The 12,782-nt window shown below is 44.0% G+C and carries 6 protein-coding genes; 1 reads left to right on the top strand and 5 read right to left on the bottom strand.

All coding sequences use genetic code 11. The features are described from left to right. Positions 1-10: 10 nt before the first annotated feature. The 5 genes from BLU33_RS00665 to BLU33_RS00645 form a co-directional block, all read right to left on the bottom strand. Positions 11-748, bottom strand: coding sequence for a hypothetical protein (locus BLU33_RS00665; protein WP_091367736.1), 738 nt, complete (start codon positions 746-748; stop codon positions 11-13). Between the two features lie 2 nt (positions 749-750). Continuing rightward, the gene (locus BLU33_RS00660) at positions 751-7,434 is read right to left on the bottom strand and encodes a hypothetical protein (RefSeq protein ID WP_091367734.1); all 6,684 of its coding nucleotides are present in this window, start codon (positions 7,432-7,434) and stop codon (positions 751-753) included. A 19-nt stretch (positions 7,435-7,453) separates the two neighbouring features. After that, complete coding sequence (locus BLU33_RS00655; protein ID WP_157682008.1) at positions 7,454-7,888, bottom strand: hypothetical protein; 435 nt, start codon at positions 7,886-7,888, stop codon at positions 7,454-7,456. Between the two features lie 16 nt (positions 7,889-7,904). Then, positions 7,905-8,990 (bottom strand): hypothetical protein, encoded by a 1,086-nt coding sequence (locus BLU33_RS00650; RefSeq protein WP_091367730.1) that lies wholly within the window; start codon positions 8,988-8,990, stop codon positions 7,905-7,907. Positions 8,991-9,289: 299 nt separating this feature from the next. Beyond that, positions 9,290-9,778 (bottom strand): hypothetical protein, encoded by a 489-nt coding sequence (locus tag BLU33_RS00645; protein ID WP_091367728.1) that lies wholly within the window; start codon positions 9,776-9,778, stop codon positions 9,290-9,292. 588 nt (positions 9,779-10,366) lie between these two features. On the opposite strand from BLU33_RS00645, the gene BLU33_RS00635 reads away from it, so the two are divergent. Further along, positions 10,367-12,781, top strand: coding sequence for an ABC transporter permease (locus BLU33_RS00635; protein ID WP_091367724.1), 2,415 nt, complete (start codon positions 10,367-10,369; stop codon positions 12,779-12,781). Position 12,782: the final 1 nt, after the last annotated feature.

The raw sequence follows: 12,782 nt of genomic DNA, 5'->3' as shown, positions 1-12,782 counted from the left end.
TTATTAAATATTACATTTTTATTAGCTCGTAACTCCTATATTCATTCACCGTTCTCCATCCGCCCTTTACATTTTTTATCACCTTGTCTTTGGATAGATACTGGCTGATAGCAGCCGTATTATCCCATTTGCTGATACTTACGGTTACTATCTTTTCATTCGCTTTATTCAAGGGGTCGTTCAAATTTGTGAGCCGCATATAGAGGTATTTTACCTTCAGGCTCTGCCTGTCGAAGGTTATGGTATATTGCTTACAGCTGATATGGCGTTCATTCACCAGGGATATGGTTTGTTCGTCACCATTAATCTTACTGGTCATTTTGTAATGCTCCGATTGTATGTTCGCCCCCATATACGCAAACTGTTTTATACCGGCATCATACTCTACCTTTTTTTGCGGTGAAACCATCACCCGCCTCGACTGGTTATCGATATACAAATACACACCCTGTTCATTCAGGGTGATAGTTTTCCCCAGGCGGTAATAAAATTCATCTGCTTGCTTGCAGAACAGGAAATTAACATGATCCATCGCATCGGCCGGATTGGCCCTGTCAATAATATTGATGACACCACCGAGCGTGTAATTGCCTTTAACATCATTCATTTTTTTACACACCTGTTCAAACTTCTCCAACACTGCTTTGTCAGGCACCGTATCAGTTGTTTTTCCATAACTGGATGAAGCCATTAACACCGGCAACAGGATAAATAAAGTGCTTATGATCTTTAATCTTTTCATTTTCATCGCTATGGATTTAAATTACGCCTGTAGGTCGACCTGCTTTCCTTCAGCGTCATGATCCCTTTTTCGGTTTCCTTTTTAACCCTTATCAACAAGCCCTCATCATCATATTCATAAAAAGTAGCAAAACCGTTCTCATCCAATTCTGCCATCAGGCGCATGGTTTTGTCGTCATAGGCATAACTTTTCATTTGCGCATCAAAAGGATGCATGCGGATATCATCGATATAAACCGTACCTGTAACCGGCACAATGGATATATTTAATGCCGTAGCTGAACCGAGTGTCGACAGGTCAATAATACCTTCAACCAGTTTCCATCCTTCTACCACAGCTTTACATTTTAAAGGCACATTGGTGCCGTTGATACTAAGATTAATATTGATAGATTGGGTATTGGGATAAGCATCACTTACCCATGCATCAAACAGGTATTGCTTGCCGGGATAAGGCTCAAACCCATTAGGGTACAGCCCCGTTGTAGTTTGGGTGATGTATTGTTTCTTACTATCCAAAGCCAGGTAAGGCACCGTTTTCTGGTGGACGGTATCTATAATGGTGGACAGTGTAACACCATCCGAAGGCAACAGCGCGCTGTAATTGCCGCTATGCGCCACGGTATTTACCGCCAGTTGTTTAATGGTGCGTTTAGTAGATGGCTGGATAAACTCTCTAATGTTGCAGGTATCCGAGTTGCTGGAATCGCCGAAGGTAAAGTAGCTGTCTTCCAGGCTGGCCGCGTAGATCTCCCGGTTCATGGCATTGGAGGCCACCGCGGAGGGCAGCTCGCCATTAAAATCAAAATTAGCTGCGCTGAAACGCCCTAAGGCATCCTTGTTTTCCAGTTGCTGTCCATATTTATCATACAGCGTTACTGTATTGGCGGTTACCCAGCGTGTACCATTAGGGTTAACGGTCCAGGTACCGGCATTGGAATACCAGTATGGATAAAAATTATTGATATAGCCCGCGTTCTTCACATCCACACTCGCGAGGGTGCGGTTGCTGGAGAAAATATAATTACGGCTTTGCTGGAAGACTTTGGTTTGATAAGGCCGCCAATTGCCGAGGTAGCCGGCGATGTAGGGGTTGAGAATAAGAGGCTGAGGTGCAACACAGTAATTAAAGTTATAAAACGGCGGGTTTCCATCTGGTCTGGTATAGTGATAAGATTGATGCCCATCTACCTGGTCACTATCAGTTAACATTGTATCAAAGAAATTTAGTACATTATTATTTCCCACATAGTTTTTTGTTGAGAATAAAATATTCAAGCCTGTTCCAACAGAATCGGCATGAATCAAATCATTAAATGTATTATTATATATTTCCAACCCTGAACAACGATTGGCAAGTGGAACATTTGGATCTTTCAATTTAAAGGTAACATGAATTATATGTTTTCCAGCATTAATCAACTTTCCCTGCACATCAAGAAAATCACCATCTAGTTGATAGGATTCACCATCATCACCATCCTGACAATCATATACATATTGCGAAATAGGGTTGAATGCGAATGCGAAATAATACACCTTAGTTTCAGGGAAATTCACTACGACATCATAACCAGAATACGATGTATCAGAAGGATTTGTAATTGCTTCGTGTGGCCAAAAGCCAATAACTTTTCGCCTTCCCATATTCGTACTTGTATTTCCTCCCCAATAAGCAGAATATATGACCGTATCAACAGAAGGATTATTAAAATCAGTTATTGTCATGCCGCCATATAAAGGCATCGTAGCTGAAAGCGAGAAATCTCTTGTTGTATTTTCTATCAAATTTAATGTTGGATCTATTTTATTATCAACACATTGATTATTCGCCCCTGCCCAACTCTCATCATAAGTCGTCGCCGAAGCATTAATTACCTTCATAGCCGTAAGATTTCCGGAAGTATTCAACTGCAGGTAATTAGCCGCTGTTATCGGGCTGTTCAGGCTTACCAGGGTGGTTGCACCGGCAGTAAGCATATTGCGGAAGCCCGACCTTACAATCTTAACCAGTGCCGGAGGGTTATAGCTGGCATTGATATTCCCGTTGATATCGATCAGCTTTTTGGTATTGCCGCTGCCGGATGCCGCCTGGTTATAGATCACCCAGTAATGAATGCCGGACTGGGTATCCACTATTTCATCTCCGCCATGCAGATAGCTCGCATATATCGGATTGATCTCGCCGTTGGCATTGGTGGTAAACTGGCTGAATGACACCCCCAGGTTTTGATAGGCTGCCCCCATGCCATTATAGATCCAATAAGCCGGTATGTTGGTGGAATAGATGGGCCGGTTAAATTCATTTTTGGTGCGGGTGACTACCGCTTCACCGGTCAGCGCATCATAGGCGAGGTTGTCGGTGGTAATGGATGAACCGTTTTCGGTTTTTACCACCTTACTCAGTATCCCGTAATTCTGGATCACCTTAACAGCGCATGCTGAGCGGAATAATTTACGATCATTATTCTCATGTATCGGAAAATGTGGCAAGCCGAAAAACGGGAGAAATGGTGGTATCGGAAAAATATCAAAGCCGACATTTACTGCTGTTCCGGTATTACTTGTTTGCTGTTCCCTGAAATCGGTAAAAAAGTCAACGTCGCGCCCCAATACCTGGCTGCTAACCTGTAAGGTGGATGGGTTAACTACCTGTACATTATTGTTCAGCGACATTCCATTACCGTTATTCGTTGCATTGTAATAATAGGCTGTTGAAGATATCACCGCGCCCGACTGGTCATAAACCGTGGTCGCTTTAGTCTTCCCATTCATGTCATTCAGCTCAATACTATAGCCCTGCGACATGCAAAGCTCATCATCGCTATTGGTTTGGGTTAATGAATATTGCGCATTGGGCCTTGGTTCATAGGGAACAACAGGCAAAGCTGTCACCTTCACCGGAAAATCCTTACTGGTATAAAACTCATTAACAATAGTACCGGTCTGCGGCGGCGATGTGCCTGTTTTATCGAGGTCGGCAACGGTCACCTTACTATATGTTACCGTTGGCGCCGGGTATAAGGATTCGCAAAAAGGCATCTCCAGGTCAAAATAATTATTGATAGCCCCTTTAATGTTTTCGATGTAGGGCACTGGCTGCTTTAAAGCGTTTTCATCGTTACCTATAGCCGGTTCATACGTAGCCACACCACTACTGATTGTTTTACCATTTTCTGTTGTGGTATAAGTATACGACTGCCCGTAACTCGACGCTGTATTAGGGCCACCTGTCGCGTTCCATGTGTCGCTGATCTGGATCTTTTTTACACGTACAGGGCCTCCAATTTTAGCACCGGTATTTATAGCCAGTTTTACAAAGCTATTGCCCAGCAAAACTTTACTGCAATAGCCCCGGCTGTTTGCTTTCTGGTAGAAACTTTTTTCGAGCTCGGTCAAATTTTTTGCCGCGTTTATTACGGCGGACACCGCAGCCAGCACACTGTTATTATTGGTTTGTACCCTATTTTCAAAACCCGGATAGGCGTATCGCGGATACTCATTTTTCATGCGCTGCCAGGCGGAGATAATCATAGGATTGGCTGTTACACCTCCTGCCGTAATGGGCGTTAACATAATATTCGCCATTCCTGCACTATTTATATGCACCGATTGAATAAGACAATACGTCGGCACAAAATCATAGGATAATCGAGGATCGGGACTCCTATAATTATTCGTTCCCATACTGTCACACATCTTGGTATACAAATAATTGGATCCGTTAAGAAAATTATTTTTAAACCAGGTTGTTTGATCAACACCTGCAGGTGGCAGATTAGCCGTACCGATATTAACCCGTATCCCTTTGATCGCATTTAACAAGCGTGTGGTATCACGCATACTTGAGGTGGTATCAATGATCAGGGATACTATTTTACTCATCACCATCGCCTTTTGATTTTGCACATAAGCATAATCCCCCGATTCATAGGAGACATTGATCACTCCACCTGTAGGTAATGCGATCTGGCTCAGCTGCCATAAAGCACTATTTTGATTGGTATAAGAGGTATCCTGGTTGGTATACGGGTATTGCTCGTTTGCCAGATGGTTGGCGTTTTCGGTTGCCGGTTTATATATTCCCCACCTGTCGGTACTATTATAGGCGTATTTTGGCGTATTGGCCCCGTTATATTTAAGGTTGGTTTTATTGTATTGAAAAACATAAGGGTGGTATTTGCCTTTGTCCGAATTTCCGTACTCAAACCACACTTTTGATAAAGTAAGTTTACCGCCCAGCAAGTGGTTTCCCGATCCATAATCCAATGAATTGGGGATGCCGGTGCACAATTCATAAGTATATTGGAACTTCACCACCTTAATTGGCCGTGTCATATCTGCCTTGGAATACAAGCGGATCTCCTTTAGGTATTTTTGCGTATTCGATGGGTCGCTACCGCCATTTTGCCAGCTGCTTACACCCAGCGCGTCCCGGCGGTCGCCGGTTATAAAATAAGCGATCTTTGTTTTTGATTCGATTGATTGTACGTACCAAACCTCCTTTTTGCCATAAACAATGCTGCCTTTATCATCATCAGGATCAGCCAGCAAACCACGATTAGGCGTGGCTTTATTGTAGGGTGTTCGCCATTTATAATAATGGGCTAACTTTGAATAATTGAATTTAATGGCCGTGCCCAGGTCATCATCAGTAATACCGTTACCGGTCTTATCCACATAATCAGATGACAGGATAGCAGACAACAAATAACTGGTAGCATATGATGGTTTGTGTTCTTTGTGATAGTAATTGTCAACCCCATAAGGATCGCCCTTAGGGTTGCTGATACCCGTTGGGGTACATGCCAGGTTATTTGTATCACGGCTTGTGCGATCTATGGCAAATGAGTATTCATCCTGGTAAATGTTATAAACCGGTATGCCATACACCATCCGCTTGCCGCCATCATCCGTTACCGTAATTTCGGAAATATGATGTGGTTTGTGAATATAGGTAGTATCGTTGCCCGTGGCGTCAACCCTTGGTAACGGAGTATAGATTTGGTTTGCTGTTAACGTTGCGATACTGGAGGAATCTTTAAAGCTATATTCAGGTATACTTTTATAAAGGCCTGCCTGCTGTGCTTCAGCAGCAGTTAAATAGGATATTACTGTCCGGTTAGGTCTCCTCGAAGTTTTGGCAATTGCCGAATCGATAGGTACTGAACTATTCAGACCACTTGCATTGCGAAAAGCGGAATTGGCAGTTATGCCGCTGGTGGAGACGGCGAGCGCCTGCGTACCATGAAGCTGACTGTCCATATCCTGGTCTTCCACGTTTTTTTCGCCCACCTGCCGGAAATAGACATGCTCGGCGCTGGGATTGCTATAGTTTGGCTTCTGAAAATCTCCGTAGGCCAGGTAGTTATTATTACTGGTCCATTTGTGGGTGGCGGTTTTGGCGGTTTGGTTATAAAGGGTAATCCCACCGTGAACCCATGCGCCGACACCTAAATCACCACCCAGCGTACTTGTGGTTGAACCATCGACAGTCTGGTTATCAAAAAATGCCCCGGAACCTCCCCTGTATAACCTGAATTGCCCTCCGCCCGACTGGCTTGTATACGACCAGATATCCGGAGTATGGATAGGAATAGCAAGATCAGGAAGCGTAGGAATAACCGGGTTATCATTCTCACGGATGAAATCCATTATCGCATCCGGGTTATCTTTCCCTCTTTCGGCATACAAGAAACCGAACGCCGGTTTAGCGTTAGCGATAGTTTGTACTTGCCGTACATTTTTATAGCCTGTACCTCCGATTGAACCAAAGATACCTTCACCGGCAAGCCCTACATCAAAACTATATGATCCGTAACTTGAAGTGTATGGTACTTGAACAGATGGGGAGATCGGCTCGGTATTATAACTTATACTTGATCCGGCTACGCTGTAGCTTGCCTCGCCTGCTTTTATAATATCACCGTTATCATTTTTTACATTATTTCCGGCCCCGAAACTTGCACCTAATGTGAGTGCTTTCAGCCCGGACCTTGTGTTATAACCAAAAGAACCCGATAAACCTGCATTTATAGTAGCATTATTATCTGTGTTTTCTTTTATAGCCATACATACGTAAGGCGATATATCAGCATCAACACCTGATTGGGTATTTGATAAAACGCCAATCCCAAGCCCGGCTGTAAGTAATCCGTCATTAGATGTAGAGAAAGAAACACCCGCATTCACCCCTAACTCCGCGCCCAGGCCGGTATAATTATCATTAAACACCCCAAAAGTGAAAGTGCCTTGTAATCTTGCAATACCGAAAGCTTCGGTTTTTGCGGTTAAGCGGCCGCCTATGGTGATTTTTGGTTTTACGTAATGATCCGTTTCTACCATATCACCTGAAAAATCATCAGGCAAACCCCTTACCTGCCTGGTAATCGCACCTGGGGTGCAGCTCCACCCCAATCCAACCCAACTGGCTTCATCATCAATGCCGGAGCCCGACTGATAGCTCAGATTAACAGGATAACCATCAATATCTAATAGCGGAATATTATATTTTAAACCTCCCGATGACAAATCGACCATATCGGATACGCTGGCTACCTGGAAACCCTGTACTTCAGGCTGCGCAGGGCCTGATGTAAGCGCATAAGATATCGCCGGCGCGCATATATTGCCTGTCCAAACGACTAGCAGCGTCAGGGCTATTCTTTTTCTTTTGGTAAAGAGGTTTATCATATGGTTTGGTTCAGGTATTTTATTCTTCAGGAACGCTCAGGGTATATTTCTTATGGTTCAGATATCTGTCATCATATATTAAACTCCAGTTACCTGCCTTTAAATCTTCTTCATTAAAGGACAACATGTATTCGAATGTACCTGCCACACCATTGGCAATAGGCTGCACTATTGCCGAATAGATCTTTCTCTGTCCCTTCATCAGGTAAAAACAACTATCCATGCTGTACCATAATGAGTTCCTAAAACTTTTATCTTTATCGGCTAGTAGCTGTTTATTCGAGATAAGGCGTATAGCAAAATCCAGCGTGCCGGAGTTCCCCTCCCCGTTTTTAAGCCGGCTTATTCCCAATGACATATCGCCATCTTTTATCTGGTTAACCGCACTCCTGTTTTTATGGCATGCTAACAGCATTGTTAACAGGCAAATACTTAATACAATAGTCTTCTTCATAGAGATCTGAATCAGTTTATCGCTTATTTCCAGGCGTATTTTTCAGTAATAGTTGTAATTGCTGTTTTAGCTGATCAATTTCCTGCTGCTGTAGCTTTAACTGCCCGGCCTGTACATCAATTTGAGTTTGCTGCTGTTGTTCCTTTTTATCGCCCTCGATGAGATACAAAGTCAGTTCTTCTACTTTTTTAGTGAGCAGCTTGTCCATTTCACCTAAATTAAGGCCATCAGCAGCTATTTGACTTTCTGAAGGCATGTCAGGTAAATGATGATTGACAGCCACATAGCTTTTCACATCTGTCAGCTGTCGTAACAAATAGTTGGGCTTAAAAACATAATCTGGCCAACCTGTAAGTTGTACTACAACCTGTTTCGCCCGCGCAACCCCGAGAGAGCTTACGCTAAAAGCAATCAATTTTTTAACAGAGCTATCAGCCAATGTTTGGGTTGCCCCTCCTGCACCGCCTGCTGTACCTGTAGGAATCGGCGCGAAATAAATATCGCCGAATACATCCCCATAGATAACGCCGCCACCATTATGCAATCCATCGCTTTCCACAGTCCAGGTACCGGCGTTTCTTGCAGCATTAAACCCTAAATAGCTGGTCCCATAATTTAAGTCAGTAGCACCAGCGCTTCCGAGTGATGATTTTCGGCAACCAGTTGCCACCTGAAACATAGATATAGGCGCAATTGTCCCGATTCCAACTGCGGTGGTTGTTATGCGCATCCATTCGGACCATCCGCTGCCAATATTATTAAAAAATTGAAGCTGCCCATGGTATGACTGTATCATGGATGAAAATCCGGTGGCTACATCGGTGAATTGTATGGCCGGCGCAGTACCAATGCTTGCGCCTGATGTGGCTCTTGATATACCAATATCCGGGCCAATAAAAGAACTGGTGTTACCGGTAACAGTCACACCTGCAAGCGCGCTTGTACTAATCTGTAGTTTTGATAGGGGACTACTCAATCCAATTCCTACATTTCCTGTATTGGTATTAAATATGTTATTACCACTGGTAGTCCATTGCGATTGGGCAAAAGATGACTGAGAAATTGCAAGAATCGCAAAAATGGCGATGCATATTTTTTTCATGAGAAGAAAGGTTTAGGTGGTATTCGTTATTATTATGGTGTAGTAGCGGCGTGATGAAAAAAAGAAATCACAATAAAGCATGTCAGCATAAATGCCGGCTTCATTTTTTCAAAAGATCTTGGTGCCCAGAGTTAGACCTGCATTGGAATTTTCATATGTGTAATCGGTTAAGGTTATAGGATTTGTGTTGTACTAATTTAACATTTATAAAAACACACACTATGATTACAATGTGTAATATTATTGTTACAATAATACAATTAACCCCTTTTGGTAAGTTGAGAATTGAACTATCATTTTCATTTAACACACCATCCCATTTCAACGCTTAGGCACCAAAAAGCGCAAGGCGGATGAAATAGCAAGGACGAAGCATCGCTAAAAAAACAAACCAAATTGCTTCGCTTGTATATCCTTGATATTTCATCCGCCGGTTGCTTTTTGCCGATGCGGAGATACTTTTGAAAGTTCGTGAGTTTGGCAAGCAGTTCCATGTCGGTCGCATGGCTCGAATTAAATGGGTCTTTGGTTTCTATATATCTGATACGTATTAAAACGATCTGCCAAACGAATGTAAAAAACTCCTGTTCGCCCTGCGGCTCCTTTCCTAAGAAATAGGATAAGTGATATTGGTAATAATCGGTGTATTCCTGTTCAGATAGGGTAAATAGTTTCTTTATGAAAAGGTTGTCTTCATAGCCTTTTTTTAACCCGGTAAATATGCCAATATCATACTTATGTGGGTTACGGTCAAAGCGTTCGTGTGGTTTAAAATATTTATTGGGCATGGTTTCGGTTTTTAAGTTCTGTTACATGGTACAACGGGATGATATTATTTTGGTTTTATTACAAAAATTAAGCCCTGCACTTTTCGGTACAGGGCTTGGCTATAGTATAGATTTTTACTTTTATGGCTATGCTTGTAACCGCTTACTAAGTTGTGCCATATCGTCACCTAATTTGCTCTCGATTACCTTAGCGTAAATCTGCGTGGTGGTTAGCTTGCTGTGGACTAATAACTTGCTTAACGTTTCAATTTGTACACCGTTGGTTAATGTTACCGTAGTTGCAAAGGTGTGGCGGGCAATGCTGGCGCGATACCGGGCTACGCTACATCCCGAAAGGGAAAATTTCCGGAGTGCAAATATATACGATGGGGAATAAATATAAAAAAACTATGCTGGCACACGCGAAACGCATGCGCCGGCATAGGGGCGGGTCAAACGGATTAACTTTATAACGTTTTCGTACAGCGATCGTCCGGTTTCGAACACTTATCTAATTGCAATAACTATAAACAATTCATAAACAACGACTTGAGAACTGGCATAACACTTGAACCGGGATAAGGAAGTTTAAATCAAAACGAAACCGCCATGATCAAAAACTACTTTCGCACCGCTTTACGTTATTTTCAACGCAATAAAGTCACCACACTTATCAATATATTGGGACTGTCCACCGGGATCAGTGCTGCGCTCATTATTTTTATGATGATCCGCTATGACCGCAGTTTCGATCAGTTCGAGCCAGCCGGCGAGCGCGTTTATCGTGTGGTAACCGATGGCGATGGTTGGAAAAATCAGGGCGTTCCTGTGCCGCTTGCGGAAGCTTTAAAACAGAACGTCAGCGGCATTGAGACCGTGGCAGCAGTGTATGATTATAATGACTGGAATACCAAAGTCATCATCCCCCAGGGCAGCAGCAAGCCGGATAAAATTTTTAAAAAGCAGCAGCAGATCGCTTTTGCAGATGCGGGCTATTTTAATATTTTGCCGCACCGCTGGCTTGCGGGCAACCCGGCAGGCGCTTTAAAAAATCCCAATACCCTGGTATTGAGCGAAAGCCGGGCAAAAGTTTATTTCCCCGGTCTGTCTCCGGATCAGATCATAGGTAAAATGGTCATTTTCAGCGACACGGTCAGAACAACCGTTACGGGTATTGTGGCGGATCTGGAAGCAAAGAGCGATTTTGACAAACAATGTTTCCTGTCCCTGAATACCGTTTATAACACCAGCTTAAAAAAGGACTATCAAACTGATCAGTGGGAAAGCGTCAATTCGAATAACGAGGTGCTGGTGAAGCTTAGCCCGAAGGTGTCGGCTGCTACCATCAACCGCCAGATCGCGGCTATTTTCAAATTGCATAATAAAGATGCTGATGGCAAAACAGTGCGTCGGCTGCAGGCGTTGGCCGATATACATCTCAATCCGGATTTTGGGGGCAGCGTAAATCCAGCTGTCATCCGCAACCTGGCCATATTGGCTATTTTCTTACTGGCGCTCGGGGCCATCAACTTTATCAATTTATCAACTGCTCATGCCTCTGAGCGTGCAAAAGAGATCGGCATACGCAAAACATTGGGCAGCGGCAAGGGCCAGCTGATGACCCAGTTCCTGTCAGAAACCTTTTTACTTACGCTTATAACGGCTATAGTATCAACTGCACTTGTGCCCTTACTGTTAAAAGTATTTAGTGGCTTTATTCCTAAAGGATTGAATGCAGCTTATCTGTTCAGAGATCCCGGCGTTTGGCTGTTTTTGCTGGCACTGATTATAGGGGTTAGCCTGGTGGCCGGCCTGTACCCGGCTTTCATCATGTCTGCCTTCCGCCCCGTTACTGTATTAAAAGATAACAAATCCACTGCTTCCGGCAGTGCCTGGCTGCGCAAAACGCTCATCGTTTCGCAATTCGTTATTGCGCAGGTATTTGTGATCGGCGTATTGGTAGTCGACAAGCAATTACACTTTGCCGAAGCCAAAAACATGGGCTTCCGTAAAGATGCGATCATCAATTTTTATGTTCCTTTTGATTTCAATAAGCCTAATCCTAAGAAACTCCTGTTAAAGCAGGAGCTGGCGGGCATTCCCGGCATACAGGCGGTCAGCCTGGGCAACCAGTCGCCGGCATTCAACGGCTTTATGAGCACGGAGGTCGATTATAAGGAAAAAGGTAAAAACATAAACCTTTCCGTCAATTCGCGCGATGGTGATACCGCATATCTGAGCGTTTACCGTATTAAACTTGTAGCAGGCCGTAACGTAACCGCTTCCGATACGGCGAATGAGCTATTGATCAACGAAACCCTGGCCAAACAGATCGGCTTCAGCCAGCCAGCGGCAGCAGTAGGCCATTTCCTGCAATTCGGTAATGGACAGCTCCCGATCGTGGGTGTCATGCAGGACTTTAACCAGGCATCTGTTCGCACGTCGGTAGCGCCTATGATCTATTTCTCCGCACCAAAGCGTGGTTATGTGATGCATGTGGCGCTCCAAACCGATCCGGCTTCCTGGAATAAAGCCATTCAACAAATGACGGCCGCCTGGAAAAGCGTCTATCCCGATACCGATTTCGATTATACTTTTCTGGACAAGACCGTAGAAAACTTTTATAAGGAAGACCGGCAGTTATCCCTGTTGCTGACCTGGTCGGCAGGAATTGCCATCTTCATCAGTTGTCTAGGCATGCTTGGACTGGTTATCTTCATGACCAACAAGCGAGTGAAAGAGATCGGTGTACGTAAGGTATTGGGCGCTTCGGTAAGGCAGATCATTACGCTTTTGGCTGCCGATTTTGCCAAATTGCTCGTCCTTGCCTTTATCATTGCTGTACCGATTGCCTGGTGGCAAATGCACAAGTGGCTGCAAAACTTTGCCTACCATACAGCGCTCAACTGGTGGCTATTCCTGCTTGGCGGGGTGGTCATGATCACCGTTGCTTTAATCATTGTTGGCATCCGGGCGGGTAAAGCAGCCATGGCCAATCCGGCAGATAGCCTGCGGACAGAGTAGA

The organism is Mucilaginibacter mallensis, from assembly GCF_900105165.1.
Classification (GTDB): Bacteria; Bacteroidota; Bacteroidia; order Sphingobacteriales; family Sphingobacteriaceae; genus Mucilaginibacter; species Mucilaginibacter mallensis.
Note: the sequence above shows the minus strand (reverse complement) of the source record. Positions and strands in the feature narration are given on the sequence as shown.